The sequence below is a fragment of the Pseudomonadota bacterium genome, from assembly GCA_034660915.1.
In the GTDB taxonomy this organism is placed as follows: Bacteria; Desulfobacterota; Anaeroferrophillalia; order Anaeroferrophillales; family Anaeroferrophillaceae; genus DQWO01.
The window spans coordinates 1-13,665 of sequence record JAYEKE010000103.1; the positions used below are offsets into that span (position 1 = coordinate 1).

The following is a 13,665-nucleotide window of genomic DNA, read 5'->3' on the forward strand; positions in this document are numbered from 1 at the left end:
GCTGTCCGCCCACCGTCAATATAGACTTCATAGCCTGAGGGCAAGGCAGCATTCTGATCCACATCGATGGCAACCGTTACCTTGTCGGCACCAAAAGCCTTTACCATTTCCGCGATTACTTCAGGTTTCCGAAAGGCGGCACTACTGGTGGATATTTTGTCTGCCCCGGCACTCAGCACCGCTTCCGCTGATCCTACGTCAGCAATACCTCCGCCGACTGTAAACGGTACCGTGGTGACTTCAGAGACCCGTTTAACCACGTCAAGCATAGTGGATCTGCCTTCCACCGTGGCAGTGATATCCAGCAAGGCGAGCTCGTCGGCTCCGGCATCGCAATAAGCTTTAGCGCATTCTTCCGGATTGCCGGCATCCTTGATGTCGACGAAATGAACCCCCTTGACAACCCGGCCATTCTGCATATCTAGACATGGCATAATTTTAATCTGTTGACTCATTTTTTCTCCTTCTTGGTTGTTCACAATATCCTCCAATAAAATGCCAAATTTTTCATTGATTTCCCGTTGAAATGAGGTTGCCCTCAGTTCGGCCTCAGCAAGTTTGGTCAAGAAATAGACATTGCCGATATTACGTTTTCGCAAAGAGGAAAACCGCTTTTTTAAAGTTGTAGGATTGTCGAATTCAACCAGGAAATCGATTAAAGGTATCAATTTCTGTTCAAATGAAGTGGGGATAAAGTCTTTTTCCGGCAAACCATATTGTACCGCTTCCCGACGGTTGAGACCATAAAGGATATGCGAGGCACAAACGAAGGCCTCCCGGTGATACCCTAGTTCTGTAAGCAGTTTATAGCCTTCAACTCCGTGAAGAATTGGGTCATGGGTTACATATCGGCCAATATCATGCAGAAGTGCCGCGGAGTGCAGAAATTCAGTATCTAGTTCGGCCTTCTCCCCTAAAGCCGTGGAAATAATGGCTGCTAAATCAGCAACCGCAAGACAGTGCTTGGTCCATGCTGCCTCTTTTCCGTATTGATCCAGTATTTTGAGCGCATTTTCATATGAGAGCATTGTTTATCATTCCATAGGCTTAATTCCAAAAAAAATACCGTTATTAGTTGTAAAGTCTATCACGTTTATCGACTTGATGGAAATTGTTTTTAGTGCCTTACAGGTTATTTTCTGGTTTGAAAAATAAGAAAATGTTAAGTGCTTCACGGGTTCTTTGCCGTCAGGCAAAGGTTCTGATGAAGAAACTTATGCAAGGCTCTGATAAGAGCACTTATTTGCGGGCGCACTAATTAAATTTTTGGTTGCGGGCTTCAAGCCCGCATTAGGGTTTACTTGCTCTTGGTAGAAACCGGAGAAAGACTAAATTTTACTTTTGCAGGACAGCTTTCTAGGCTTTTACGTACATCCAATGGGCCTTGTTCTTTATTTTTTTGCTTGACAGCGGTTAAAATCTGAACTATATTTGAACCATATTGAACTATTTATGGTTCACAGGGGAGGATGCGGGTATGAAATCTATAACCATACACGGACTTGATGATCCTTTGGATGTCCTGATCAGGGAAAAAGCCCGCCAGCAGGGGATGAGCCTTAATAAAACCATCAAAAAACTGTTGGCTGATTCACTTGGCTTGGCAGCCGGTAATTTTCGGGACCACCGGCAGGATTTTTCTGATCTTTGCGGGGTTTGGACCGCAGAAGATATAGAAGAATTCAACAGAAATATCGAGGATTTCCGTACCATTGACCGGCAGGATTGGAGATGAATAAAGTTCTTCTTGATACCAATGCCTACACATCATATCTTGGTGGTGACCAGGATATTCTCAATGTTTTGGCCGGTGCTGAAATAGTCTTTATGTCAATCTTCGTTCTTGGCGAATTGTATGCCGGATTTAAAGGGGGAAATCGTAACAAGGAAAATATCGACATCCTGCGTACCTTTATGGGTAAATCAAGTGTTGCCATTTTGAACGCCTCTCATGAAACTGCTGAAGTTTTTGGCATGGTAAAAACTTCTTTAAAACGTGCCGGCACCCCAATTCCCATCAATGATGTCTGGATCGCTTCCCATGCCCTTGAAACCGGAGCTGTCATGATTTCCCATGATAAAAAACATTTCACTCTGGTTCCTGGTTTGCGTCTCTGGTACGATAGCTAGTATTTTTTCTTTCTTCAGCAGGTTCGACTGTTTGACGCTATCGGTATCAAGCATGCTGCTGCAAAAGCCTTAAAGCAATAAAGCAACAACGTCCCCTTATCGTACGCTTATCGTAAACTCCATTATTTTCGATATTGACTCAGAATATTATGCATGGTAAACATTATGTATCGCAAACATAATTTATCCAAGGAGAAAAACATCAGACTTTCATTTTTAAAATGTGAAGTTATTTTTGAGAGACCCTTAAGGCAGCTTTATATCGATTAAAGATTGCCAGCCGTAAATATCCGTGTTTTCCTGCCGGCTTATGTGCCCAAATATCACTTGACATTACGCTCGCGAATACGTACGCTGGAGTCAGGAGGTAATGATTATGACTATATTAAACGCAACTGAAGCCCGCTCAAAATTGTACAGTCTAATTGATGAAACAGCATCTTCACACCAACCGATTGTGATTACGGGGAAAAGATCCAACGCTGTCTTGATTTCAGAAGAAGACTGGAATGCTATTTCTGAAACTCTTTTCTTGTTATCTATTCCTGGAATGAGAGAATCAATCAAGAAAGGTTTGGATGAAGACTTATCAAAATGTTCAAAGGAGCTTGATTGGTGAATTGGAAATTGCTGTTTACAAAGCAAGCTCAAAAAGATGCCAGGAAACTCACGCATGCGGGTCTGAAAAGTAAGGCGCGAAAACTACTTGAAATAATATCGGAAAATCCTTTCCAAAACCCACCACCCTACGAGAAGTTAATTGGAGATTTGGCTGGAGCATACTCCCGCAGAATAAACATCCAACACAGACTTGTTTATCAAGTTTTTCAGAAAGAAAAAATTGTTAAGATTATAAGGCTGTGGACCCATTACGAATAAAAGGTAGGCGTCAGAAAACAATCTCTTCAGGAAAAACGTGGTTTCTGGCAGCAGTATGTTCTTGACTGGATAAAATCATATAGTTAAACGACACAGTGACTCGCGTTTTGGGGGCTTAATGATTTATATCAGCCGAGATCCAGCTGGATCGTGATAGCTCGGCCTATACCCTCAATCTCAGCAGAGGAAATTGATCCTGCCGGATTGAAATCCACCCGTTTTTCATCAACAGCCACTGCGTGGGCGGCGTTGTCAACGCTTCGGCTCAACCGGGTGTCATGAAAATCATATTTCCCATGGGTCAAAAGCTCCCGCACCACTTTCAGTGGAATTCCCAAGGCGCCCACCGTATCCCAGACGCCGATGAATTTAATCCGCACTTCACGGCTGTAATTCTTCCGGAAGCGCCTGGCCGCCGCCACGTCCGGCCCGGCCTTGGAGCGATACATCCGGTAAGCCCGGGGAATCAGCCCGGCAAACTCCTTTCTCAGCACTCCGATATTGCGAATCATTCCCACCGTGCTTCTGGCCGTATACGCGCCGCGGCTGAGACCGAAAAAAGAGATTTCATCGCTATCCTCGTAATTGTGAACCAGGAAACGGTAGGCATCCTGGATGTTCTTGTCGATGCCCTCGCCGAAAGCGCCCCCGGTCAGCTTCCCGATTCCGCCTTCAGAGCCAACGCCCCAGTCGTAGAAAACCACCTGTGTCACCCCGTCGCCCCCCGCCGGCCGCAGCGCTCGAGCCACCTTGACCACGTTAGTGACTTCCTTCTGCTCGGGGTTGTTCCAGGTGCCGTCACAGCAGATGATGATTTTCTTATTGCCCATTGCTGCCTCCTTAATTTGACTTTTATTTGACTTTTATAACTTTATGGTATGGATTATCAAATTATACTCTATATGTGCAATTTTTCAATGAGCGATGGAGGGTTCGATCCTTTTTCCTTTAACCTCCTTTTTTATTACTGCTTTTGCCGGATTAATCTGCTATTGAAAAGGGGTTTACCCTTGAAGAGGGAATCAAACAAGTTTATAATAGTTATAAAAAGACGCTTTAGTCTGGTGTATGCTGCGACCGAAGGAAGTGCCCTTGTGGTATGGCAAAATAAGGAGAAACTATGGAAAATGTTGATTTGAACGGGTTATCGACTCGAGATATTTTTATTGTTAAGTCTCTCATTCGTTCTTTAAAAAAAAATCCACCTCCTAAAGAATCTAAAAAAGTAAATCTAACTAATTTTTCTTTTAAAAAGGCAAGAAAAGCAACTGAAAAATTAAACGGAAATTTGAGTGACACTGTCATTAATGAAAGGGAGAGTTATTTATGATAGCTTTTCTTGATACTTCCGCACTTGTAAAGTTGTACCATACAGAAGATAGCACACGTGAGGTAGAGAAAGTGATTTCTCAGGTTGAGGAAATCTACCTGTCAGGTATTGCTGAGTTAGAATTTAGATCTACTATTTGGAAAAAAGTTAGGACTAATGAGATTGATAAGGTAAGCGCAAAAGTTGTCATGGATGCTTTTGAAGATGATTTCAACAAATATTCTTGGGTTGAGATAGATTTTGATGCTATTCAATTATCTAAGGATCTACTAATGAGATATGGTCAAAAGGGATTGAGAACCTTAGATTCCATCCAATTGTCTTCGGCTGTAGTCCTAAAAAATAATAACTGTCAGTTTGTGACTTTTGACCTTAGGCTGAGAGGCTTTTTCCGCGATGAGGGGTTAAGTGTTTTTGAATGATTCTCGATGTCTCAAAACTTACAGCCTTAGGCTGGGAACCAAAATTCAGCCTCGAAAAATATTTTATACTTTTTGCTGGTGTTATTTCTCCCCCCTCTTTTTTCGTTGACTGCTATAAAGAATCGCGCTATCTTTGTTATTCAGTGAACGTTAAAAATGTCAGGAGCTTTCATCATGCAAATGAATGTATCAGTAACACCCGAACTTTACGAACTTGTTCAGCGAAAGGTTAACTCCGGTTTATACGGGAATGCCAGCGAAGTGGTCCGAGATGCTCTTCGGCGTATGGATGAGCGTGTAATTGTTGAAACAGCCTGGGACGACTTAAATGATACCTTGGAAGTATCTGCTGCAAGTGGTCAAAGTCCTAACTCTATCAAAGATATAATATCTCGGACGCTCCGCGGGAGTGACGAATGAATTCAGGTCGCTACTGGTTGACTCGGGCGGCTGAGAATGATTTGGCGGATATTGCGAAGTACACGCTCGAAACCTGGGGTGAAAAGCGACTGCTGATTTACCGGCAACGCCTTGAACAGCGGCTGGATTTTCTGATTGAATTCCCCGAAATGGGGAGAAACCATCCAATGCTGCGCAGTGATTTTCGGTATATGGTGGAAGGTAAGCATTATATTTTCTACCATAGTATCGATATCGACATAGAGATTTTGCGTTTTCTGCACTGTCGTTCCGACATAATTAGCAAACTCTCAGCGTATCTCTGACCGACCAGTTCTCGGAGACAGTTTTCGCATACCCGTCTTTCGTTAAATCAATAAATCAAGAACGTCCCTTTATGGCCCAAATAAAAATGCAAAAGCTGGAACCTATAGACATATTTGCTGAAACAGTTAATGTGCTGCGTGCCGAAAAGGGGCTGAAGCTTGCGATCATCTATGGCTCTGCTGCTGCCGGTAACATGCGCCCCGACAGCGATGTGGATCTCGCGCTTATCTATGATCGTCCGCTGGGTGCTGAATCTAAAATGACGCTTGCAGCACGATTGGAACAGAAGTTGTTACGGAATGTTGATCTGGTCGACTTGTCAACTCTATCCGGGACGATTTTGAAGCAGGTATTGTGTAAGGGTCGAGTTCTGTTTCAGGAAGAGGCAGGTGTATTGGCCGGGCAGATAAAAAAAATGATTTATAATCAGGCGGACATGATGCCCTACGTTTCCAGAACTCTTTTGGAAAGGCAGAGGAGGTTTGTCGATGGATAAAGATATTGTGCTGAACAAGCTGGAGAGCCTGAGACGCTGTCTTCAACGTGTGCAGGATAAAACCCCGGCATCATGCGACTTGCTTATTGATGATTACGATTTGCAGGACATTATTGTCCTGAACCTGGAGCGGGCTGTTCAGCAGTGTGTTGATATCGGACTTCATATTATCAGCGATCAGGATGTTCCGGTTCCAGAAACTATGGCGAGGACTTTTGAGGCCTTGAGGCGGGCGGGTTGCCTTGATGACGCTGTCGCAGAACGTATGAGCAAAGCCGTCGGATTTAGAAATACAGTTGTGCATGCTTATCAGGAGATAGATTGGAAAATCGTCTATCGCATTATCACCGAGCATCTGGATGATTTTCGTGACTACGCTCGACAGATACTAAAATTCATCGACTGCTTACCTTAAGGAGATGAAAAAGAGGGCTTTTTTTCTTGACGAGGGTATACGTTAAGCTGTATAAAGTGATACTTGTTGTGCACCTTATTTGTCTTTGCCGCCTTAATATCTGTGATATTTATGCAGCCTTTGAGAAAATTTACGGCCGGCATCGAAAAACTGGCCGATCCTGATCATTATCTTTTTTCTCTGCGCGACTTAAGTGCCTTGTTGCCGGAACTTTCGCCGGCCGCCTTTAAGGCTGTTCTCGGCCGGGGGGAAAAAAACGGTCTGTTGCAAAGGGTTTGTCGCGGATTGTACGTTTATCCCAAGGTTGCTTTCCCGCGCGATTTAGTTCTCTATCATGCCGCTGCCCGCTTGCGGGCCCATGAATTCAATTACATCAGCCTGGAATCGGCCCTCAGCGACGCCGGCATTATTTCTCAGATTCCTCTGCAATGGCTGACCTTGAAATCCAGCGGCCGCAGCCATATTGTTGATTGCGCTGATTTTGGCAAAATTGAATTTGTTCACACTAAAAAAAAGTTCTCCGCCCTCATGTCTGATCTGGTTTATGATGAACGTTGCCGGTTGTGGAGGGCGTCTGTGGCTTTGGCCCTGAAAGATATGGTATCATCACGCAGAAGTATGGAGCTGATCGACATGGAGGCCATCAGTGAACTTGCTTGATAAACTGGTTACTCAGGCCTTGACGGGCCGGGAGGGAATGCTGCCCCTGCGAACCGCGGTTGAAAAAGAGCTTTTACATCATGACATTCTCAGAGAGATGAGTGATGCCGGTTTGCTGAAAGATCTTACTTTTATCGGCGGTACCTGTCTCCGGGCGGTTTATGGCTCCCAGCGTTTAAGCGAAGATCTTGATTTCAGTGGAGGCCGTGATTTTGAACAAAAACAGTTGTCCGATCTCGGGTCTTTGCTGGTAGAGCGGCTGCAGACAAAGTATGGCTTGCCGGTTGAGGTGACAGATCCCCAAAGGGAAACCGGCAACGTTTCAACCTGGAAAATGAAAGTTATAACCCATCCCCAAAGCCGCCATTTGCCGGCCCGGAAGATTAATCTCGATATCTGCGCGGTTCCCAGTTATGAGCGTTGCCCCATGTTGTTGCGCAATCATTACGGAGTCGAGATGGGCACCACCGGTCTGATAATTCAGGCCGAGAGTCTGGGTGAAATTATGGCCGATAAGCTGCTGGCTTTCGCACTCAGGCCCAATCGCATCAAAAACCGTGACCTTTGGGATCTCGCCTGGCTGAATCAGCAGGGAGTGACGCCGGCACCGGGTTTATTGCTGAAAAAAATAGCCGACTATCAGTGCCATGTGGATGATTATCTTAAATTGTATAATCAGCGCCTTCGGGCGATGTCTGAAGACCCGGCTGTCCATAAAGAGTTCAATTTTGAGATGCAGCGTTTTCTGCCTCAGGGTTTGATCTGGAAGAGGGTCCAGGACGAAAACTTTTGGCCCTGTCTGATTCAGCTTATGGCGTCTGAACTAAAATCGCTGGCAGTAGGGTCTTCCGTGTAGGGTACGATTTTTGGCACCGGCTCGCCACCTCTTTGTCAACCTTCAAAATTTAAAGGTGTCTGACCCCTTTTTTCCTCCTTTTTTCCTTTTCCGTCTTTCTTAATATTTGACTAAAACAAGAGCAGTTGATATGCTGCGAGATATTTTAATAATATTTTATATTTCTCGGAATATCATGGGTTTCGATCTTATTCACTTGGCCGGGGAGCTCAGGCAGGCTCGGATCAGCCGGATTGAGCAGGCCGAGGGCGATCCCAAAATCTCGACCCTGATGCAACTGAGCCGGGCTCTGAAGCTGGAAATCATGCTGGTTCCCCAAGAGCTGGTCGGCCTTGTCGAGACGATGAGTAGAAGCAATTATTGAGAAAAACGGTGAAGTTCGCCTGCAGAAACCTATCCGTTTAAGTTCTCCTCGCCGGGCGATAATCACTATTCTTGATGCAGATTCGGATGTCATTAGCGAGACAGCGCTTTTAAGCGAGGCAGCGCTTTCAAAAGATTGGAATCGTCCGGAGGAGGATGAAGCATGGTCTTTCCTACAGAAGGTTCCGTAGTACTTGTCAAATTCCCTTTCTCAGATTTTTCATCTTCTAAACTAAGGGTTCTCTCAAAAATAAGTTCGCAGAATTGGCGCTCAGATTTGGGTTTGATTTGTACGATCCGATTGAGCAAAGCCGCAGGAATAGTGAGCTATGCAAGACCAGCCAAACTTTTCACTGCCAATAGTTCTTTGATGGAAATGGAAGTTGGTAAACTTAAAGCGGCTATATTCAAAGATATAGTTAATGCTGTTGTTGATATTCTGAAAAGATCTTTTCTCCTTTTAAGATATAGCGCCCCGTTTGGTGTATTTTGTCAATACGAATTACAATTTGTACCTTTTAGTGCCTGACCGAAAACCTGACATTTTTGGTCATTAGTAAGACCCACCAGCTACGAAGTTAAGGGCTTGAGCCGGCAGCCCCCTGTTTGTGACTGTCCTTGTGCGTCCATGGCCAAACCACACCGCCCCCAGCCCCACCGGCGAAGAATTGATATGTTGAAAAAATGGATGGTCGCGGTAACTGAAATGCTTGCAAAAAAAAAGTCTTTGGAAAAATTGCAGAAAAATAGAAACAATGGTATAGTAATTTAAAGAGCACCCAGTTCTTTCTTTCCCTATTCTCATATGGTTTATGGGGTTGTGACCTGCAGTTTAACTACCCGGTAATCAAGCTTCTCGATTATCAAAATGCTTCAGCCAGACCAACTACTTGGAACGGCAATCATTTTGCCGTAATTATCCAGGTTCATTTGCTGATTTTGAGAATCGCAAAGACCCACCTGCCCAAAAAGCATCTCTTTATAGTTTGTTTTCTGAATCTCAAAAGAATTTTATCGATATACTTGAACCAATGAATATTGAAGCTCGATACCCTTCAAATAAAGAGCGTTTATTGAAAAGTCTAACAGAAGAGCGGTGTACTCAAATTTTACAAGAAACAGAGGAGCTGCATTTATGGATAAAACAGAAGTTATTGCAAAACTAAAGGAGTATAAAAAGCTTCTTTCAAAACAGATGAAGTTTGATGATATTGTTCTGTTTGGCTCTTATGCTAAAGGTACACAGAAAGAGGATAGCGATGTTGATGTTGCTATTATTTTGGATGAGTCCAACGAAGATTATTTTTATACGAGACCGCTTATTTGGAAGATAAGCAGACTTGTCGATGATCGAATTGAGCCACTGATTATTGAAAGAAAACATGATGATAGTGGTTTTTTGGAAGAGATAATAAAAACAGGGGTTGTGATATAGTCGGATAACCATCTTTCACACCCAAACCAAAACCTTCTTCGCCGCTGCCTACGAAGTTAAAGGCTTAGGCCGCAAACCCAGCACACCAAGCCATCCTCTAAAGCTGAAAACGTCAGCGTCACCTGGGGATCTATCGCATGAAGAAAATTGTCATTTGCGCCGATGGCACCTGGAATCGCCCCGAAAAAAACTCAAGCAAAGATTTTCCCAGCAACGTTCTGCGCCTGGCCCGCGCCATTCAACCTCACGGCAGCGATAATACTTCCCAGCAGGTTTTTTACGATTGGGGTATCGGCTCCTACTACGACCCCATCATCAAAAACAAACACTCCCACCCTTCCCGGGAGATCGCCTTTGTCGGTGCCTGGGATACGGTTGGCTCAATGGGGATTCCGATCTCATTTCTCGGCCTTTTTTCCGACAGCGACGAATTTTACGATACCAAACTTGGTAAAAACACCCACATCGCCCGTCACGTCCTGGCAATCGACGAACAGCGCTCCGATTTCATTCCTACCATCTGGCAGCCGCGTCCCAATCTCGATTTGAAACAGGTCTGGTTTGCCGGCTCCCACAGCGATATCGGCGGCAGCTATAAACCCGATAAAGACGGCTCACTTTTAGCCGACAACTCTGCATAACTCTCGTCGAAGTTTTTACCGCATCAAAGAAAAACATCACCGTTCTCTGGAAAACCCTGGCATTCCGACCCTGATCCACGAATCCGTAAAAACCCGTTTTCTCCAAGATGAAAAATACCGCCCGCCCAACCTTGTCGCCTACCTCGATGAAAACGGCTGGCCGGATCAAGCCTGAGAACCGGTAAATATCGACTGTATCACATTCCCTTTCAGATTTGTCACCGACAGTCTGATTATGTCTTCTTCCCGGCGGTTTGAAGATGTAAATATTACTGGTCTATTTTCTTCCCTTAAAGAATTTATTATACCACACGACATCTATTCTGACAAACACCGCAGGTACGGTTTTCTCTCATTTATACTGTTTCGCAATTTTCCGAATGATGTGCAGATCCCGCATTATTTTTCAAAAACAAACATCGCGAAAGATCGAGTTAAGTATACTGTCCCCGTAATTATTGTCCCCGTAATTACAAAAATTAAGTTGACATTGTTCCGCGCATGTGAGACCATGTCTTACGATATGGAGAAGGAGGTTTATGCTATGGATACTGCCACTACCACTATTACTATTCGTCTTCCTGAGGAGATGAAGGAATCTCTCCAGGAGTTGTGCAAGTCTGAAAATAAGGCTCTCAGTGATCTTGTCCGTGAATCTTTAAAAAACTATCTGGCTGTTAAACGCTTCAGAAAATTACGGTCAAAGACACTTCCTTTTGCGGAAGTTTCCGGATATCTTATTGATGAAGATGTGTTCAAGGCATTAACTTGAATATTGTTATTGATTCAAATGTCTATATCGCCGCGTTTGCAACCCATGGTGTCTGCCATCTGTTGTTGGAGAATTGCATCGTTAATCATGAAATTTTCATAAGTGAATTCATCATTCGTGAAGTGAAAGAAAAGCTGACCGGGAAAATAAAATTGCCGGTTGATACCGTTAGTGAAATTATTGATTATTTACGTTGTCAAGCCATTCTGGCAGCCCCCCTGGAAAAAGTATCAGGAATATCTCGAGACCCGGATGATGATAATATCATTGCTTTAGCTATTGCGGTTAAGGCAGACTATGTAGTCAGTGGCGATAAAGATCTTCTTGACTTGAAAAAATACCGATCCATTCCCATTGTTTCCCCGAAAAATTTTTCTGAAATCCTCAGGTCTTAAACTGTTATATTCCATGGCCGGTAGCTTTTAATCTCCCGCGGCATTTCAGCGGAATACCCAGGCCCAAAAACAAACATCGCGAAAGCTTGAGTTAAGTATACTGTCCCCGTAACTACACAAGCAGGACAACTATTGCCGAAGCCGGGGATTTAAGGTATATGAACATGATGAGTAGGTTCAGGGATTGCAAATTGTTATGATAGATGATCTGATTTGCGCGAGAAACTATAACCTGAATTAAGCGTTTAGCTTTTAGCACTTAGCTATTAGCTCAATGATTACAAGATGTCTAATATTATACATGTTCACCCAATGGTTGTTGTTACTAATCAACGTAAAGTCCTGATTATTAAAGGCTAATTGCTAACAGCTAACTGCTAATCGCTCAGTTTAGGTATAATTTAAGCTCGATTTTTTTCAGGAGGATAAAATGCCGGCAACAGAAAAATTGGAAGCAGAAAATTTGATTCAAAATCTACCAGACGAAAGTACGTTTGAGGATATTCAGTACCATCTCTATATTGCTGAAAAATTAAAAAATGCCCGGCAACAAATAAAAGATAAAAAAATTCATTCACAGCCAGCAGTGGTTAAAAGGCTTGATAGATGGATTATAAAGTAATCTGGACAGACGGATCATTGCGTGATGTCGAGGCGATCGCCAAATATATTGAAAAGGATTCATTTTATTACGCATGTTCGGTTGTGACAAAGATTATAGATACAACAAAAAACCTTGAATTATTTCCTTTTGCAGGACGTGTTGTACCGGAAGAAAATGATGATTCCGTAAGAGAGCATTTTGTCTATAATTACAGAGTTATTTATGAAGTTAGAGGGTTAGTCATTTATGTGTTGGCTGTTGTGCATGGAAAGAGAATGCTTTCTCCTGACTATGGGGAAAGAATGAATAGTTCTACTGCCGGTTAAGGTGAGATTGCAACTAAAAAAACATAATGTCCCCATAATTCACATTTCCTCATGAAAAGAATCGTCATTTGCGCTGACGGACTTCATAAAAACATCATTGCAAAACCGGGACTGTCCCCGAGCCTTTGTGGTTTAAAAGGGAACTGTCCCAGGCTTTTGCGGCACATACCGATATTGTTTCATAGTTCGTAAATATCTGGGGCAGCCCCTTGAAACAGTTCAGGTTTGCCGGTTCCCACAGCGATATCGGCTTTTTCTCTAATGATGGTTGCTGAACAAGGGTGTTTTTTGTGCCTCTATTGTTTTCTCTCATTGTTTCGGCATGGGCCTGTCATGGGCAGGACTTTTCGCTATGATGAAAAATAAGCGGGATGAACCAATCGTCCAAAAGAAAGACTTTTGCTTTATTGTTGAACGTCGCCCCCCCCCTCTGATACTCACGAAAAAAAGTTATTTTTCAAGACCTGACCCCTTTGCGGTTTACCGTATTGGGCGCGGGTATCAGCTCTCGATGGTCGTTATCTTCGTGTAATTACTTTAGCGGATGAGTGTACAATTCATAATGCATTTTCAGATAGGAGGTTTTTGTAAATTTGACAACCAGATTAAAAAGAGATATTGTTAAGTTATAAATTTTATTGTTCAATCAGGATTTTTGCGAAAGGTCGATCAGCGTGCTGGTAAAATTCGCCCGTCATGCCCGGCGTAGAGCGCAATTGTACAAACTTTCGGAAGCTGAAATTGAGAAAAACCTATTGGCGATGCAATTGCGTAAAGGAGAAAGCGAATTGATAATCAACTTGCCGGGTTGCAAGTATCCAGTAAAGATTGTGATTTCCGTAAGTGATGATGTTGCTACTGTGATAACAAATTATCCTTTAAAGAAAGGGCGGGTTAGATGAAAGTTTTTTATGATGAAGAAGTCGACGCTTTGTACCTCGGTCTTGATGAGCGGCAACCGGATGGGGTGGTTGAGATCGCGGAAGGGGTTAATCTGGATACGACCAGTGATGGCAAGTTGACCGGTATTGAAATTCTTGATGCCTCAAAAAAGTTTAATATTAATACGATCTTGAGTTACAGCCTTGACTTTAATAAAGAGATTCTAAAGGAAAAAATCGCCTGAGTTCTTCTGCCGTTCGCTTCCCCTTGCCCCGCATCCGGGGCCTGTAGCCGCCTGTTATCGCTCCCGCCCCCCGTATGATTTTTGCTTGA

General features: G+C 43.5%; 23 protein-coding genes and 1 pseudogene. 22 read left to right on the plus strand and 2 right to left on the minus strand.

The window, feature by feature from the left end; genetic code table 11:
• The coding region (locus tag U9P07_06345) for a HisA/HisF-related TIM barrel protein (protein MEA2109023.1) at positions 1-1,028 on the minus strand (1,028 nt) is incomplete at its 3' end.
• Positions 1,029-1,477: 449 nt separating this feature from the next.
• Between U9P07_06345 and U9P07_06350 the strand changes: the two genes are divergently transcribed.
• From U9P07_06350 to U9P07_06365, 4 genes are all read left to right on the plus strand, one after another.
• Complete coding sequence (locus U9P07_06350; GenBank protein ID MEA2109024.1) at positions 1,478-1,735, plus strand: hypothetical protein; 258 nt, start codon at positions 1,478-1,480, stop codon at positions 1,733-1,735.
• Positions 1,732-2,130, plus strand: coding sequence for a type II toxin-antitoxin system VapC family toxin (locus tag U9P07_06355; GenBank protein MEA2109025.1), 399 nt, complete (start codon positions 1,732-1,734; stop codon positions 2,128-2,130). Before U9P07_06350 ends, U9P07_06355 begins: the two co-directional genes overlap by 4 nt.
• A 376-nt stretch (positions 2,131-2,506) precedes the next feature.
• The gene (locus tag U9P07_06360) at positions 2,507-2,749 is read left to right on the plus strand and encodes a type II toxin-antitoxin system Phd/YefM family antitoxin (GenBank protein ID MEA2109026.1); all 243 of its coding nucleotides are present in this window, start codon (positions 2,507-2,509) and stop codon (positions 2,747-2,749) included.
• Entirely contained in the window at positions 2,746-3,009 is a 264-nt protein-coding gene (locus U9P07_06365) for a Txe/YoeB family addiction module toxin (protein ID MEA2109027.1), read from the plus strand. The genes U9P07_06360 and U9P07_06365 overlap by 4 nt, the downstream gene beginning before the upstream one ends.
• 128 nt (positions 3,010-3,137) lie before the next feature.
• Here the strand turns inward: U9P07_06365 and U9P07_06370 are convergent, their stop codons facing one another.
• Complete coding sequence (locus tag U9P07_06370; protein ID MEA2109028.1) at positions 3,138-3,839, minus strand: DUF2235 domain-containing protein; 702 nt, start codon at positions 3,837-3,839, stop codon at positions 3,138-3,140.
• A gap of 290 nt (positions 3,840-4,129) precedes the next feature.
• Here U9P07_06370 and U9P07_06375 point away from each other — a divergent pair, with 290 nt between their 5' ends.
• From U9P07_06375 to U9P07_06460, 18 genes and pseudogenes are all read left to right on the plus strand, one after another.
• Positions 4,130-4,339 carry a hypothetical protein gene (locus U9P07_06375; protein MEA2109029.1) on the plus strand — a complete coding sequence of 70 codons (210 nt, stop codon included), beginning with the start codon at positions 4,130-4,132 and terminating at the stop codon, positions 4,337-4,339.
• Positions 4,336-4,761 (plus strand): type II toxin-antitoxin system VapC family toxin, encoded by a 426-nt coding sequence (locus tag U9P07_06380; GenBank protein MEA2109030.1) that lies wholly within the window; start codon positions 4,336-4,338, stop codon positions 4,759-4,761. The genes U9P07_06375 and U9P07_06380 overlap by 4 nt, the downstream gene beginning before the upstream one ends.
• 180 nt (positions 4,762-4,941) lie before the next feature.
• The gene (locus tag U9P07_06385) at positions 4,942-5,181 is read left to right on the plus strand and encodes a type II toxin-antitoxin system ParD family antitoxin (protein ID MEA2109031.1); all 240 of its coding nucleotides are present in this window, start codon (positions 4,942-4,944) and stop codon (positions 5,179-5,181) included.
• Entirely contained in the window at positions 5,178-5,486 is a 309-nt protein-coding gene (locus tag U9P07_06390) for a type II toxin-antitoxin system RelE/ParE family toxin (GenBank protein MEA2109032.1), read from the plus strand. Before U9P07_06385 ends, U9P07_06390 begins: the two co-directional genes overlap by 4 nt.
• A gap of 71 nt (positions 5,487-5,557) precedes the next feature.
• Entirely contained in the window at positions 5,558-5,983 is a 426-nt protein-coding gene (locus U9P07_06395; GenBank protein MEA2109033.1) for a nucleotidyltransferase domain-containing protein, read from the plus strand.
• Positions 5,976-6,398 (plus strand): DUF86 domain-containing protein, encoded by a 423-nt coding sequence (locus tag U9P07_06400; protein ID MEA2109034.1) that lies wholly within the window; start codon positions 5,976-5,978, stop codon positions 6,396-6,398. The genes U9P07_06395 and U9P07_06400 overlap by 8 nt, the downstream gene beginning before the upstream one ends.
• A 111-nt stretch (positions 6,399-6,509) precedes the next feature.
• A complete protein-coding gene (locus tag U9P07_06405; GenBank protein ID MEA2109035.1) occupies positions 6,510-7,058 on the plus strand; it encodes a hypothetical protein in 549 nt (182 codons plus the stop codon).
• Entirely contained in the window at positions 7,045-7,914 is an 870-nt protein-coding gene (locus U9P07_06410) for a nucleotidyl transferase AbiEii/AbiGii toxin family protein (GenBank protein ID MEA2109036.1), read from the plus strand. Before U9P07_06405 ends, U9P07_06410 begins: the two co-directional genes overlap by 14 nt.
• Positions 7,915-8,089: 175 nt before the next feature.
• A complete protein-coding gene (locus U9P07_06415; GenBank protein ID MEA2109037.1) occupies positions 8,090-8,278 on the plus strand; it encodes a hypothetical protein in 189 nt (62 codons plus the stop codon).
• Between the two features lie 162 nt (positions 8,279-8,440).
• Entirely contained in the window at positions 8,441-8,806 is a 366-nt protein-coding gene (locus U9P07_06420; GenBank protein MEA2109038.1) for a hypothetical protein, read from the plus strand.
• Between the two features lie 361 nt (positions 8,807-9,167).
• Positions 9,168-9,443, plus strand: a complete 276-nt coding sequence (locus U9P07_06425) for a HEPN domain-containing protein (protein ID MEA2109039.1) — start codon at positions 9,168-9,170, stop codon at positions 9,441-9,443.
• Positions 9,413-9,712, plus strand: coding sequence for a nucleotidyltransferase domain-containing protein (locus U9P07_06430; protein MEA2109040.1), 300 nt, complete (start codon positions 9,413-9,415; stop codon positions 9,710-9,712). The genes U9P07_06425 and U9P07_06430 overlap by 31 nt, the downstream gene beginning before the upstream one ends.
• Positions 9,713-9,849: 137 nt before the next feature.
• Positions 9,850-10,528, plus strand: a pseudogene (locus U9P07_06435) (DUF2235 domain-containing protein).
• A 369-nt stretch (positions 10,529-10,897) separates the two neighbouring features.
• Entirely contained in the window at positions 10,898-11,125 is a 228-nt protein-coding gene (locus tag U9P07_06440; protein MEA2109041.1) for a ribbon-helix-helix domain-containing protein, read from the plus strand.
• Positions 11,122-11,520, plus strand: a complete 399-nt coding sequence (locus U9P07_06445) for a putative toxin-antitoxin system toxin component, PIN family (GenBank protein ID MEA2109042.1) — start codon at positions 11,122-11,124, stop codon at positions 11,518-11,520. The genes U9P07_06440 and U9P07_06445 overlap by 4 nt, the downstream gene beginning before the upstream one ends.
• Before the next feature lie 430 nt (positions 11,521-11,950).
• Positions 11,951-12,142, plus strand: a complete 192-nt coding sequence (locus U9P07_06450; protein ID MEA2109043.1) for a hypothetical protein — start codon at positions 11,951-11,953, stop codon at positions 12,140-12,142.
• On the plus strand, positions 12,127-12,450 hold the full coding sequence (locus U9P07_06455) for a type II toxin-antitoxin system RelE/ParE family toxin (protein ID MEA2109044.1): 324 nt from the start codon (positions 12,127-12,129) through the stop codon (positions 12,448-12,450). The genes U9P07_06450 and U9P07_06455 overlap by 16 nt, the downstream gene beginning before the upstream one ends.
• Before the next feature lie 898 nt (positions 12,451-13,348).
• The gene (locus tag U9P07_06460; protein MEA2109045.1) at positions 13,349-13,576 is read left to right on the plus strand and encodes a DUF2283 domain-containing protein; all 228 of its coding nucleotides are present in this window, start codon (positions 13,349-13,351) and stop codon (positions 13,574-13,576) included.
• The last annotated feature ends 89 nt before the right edge of the window (positions 13,577-13,665 follow it).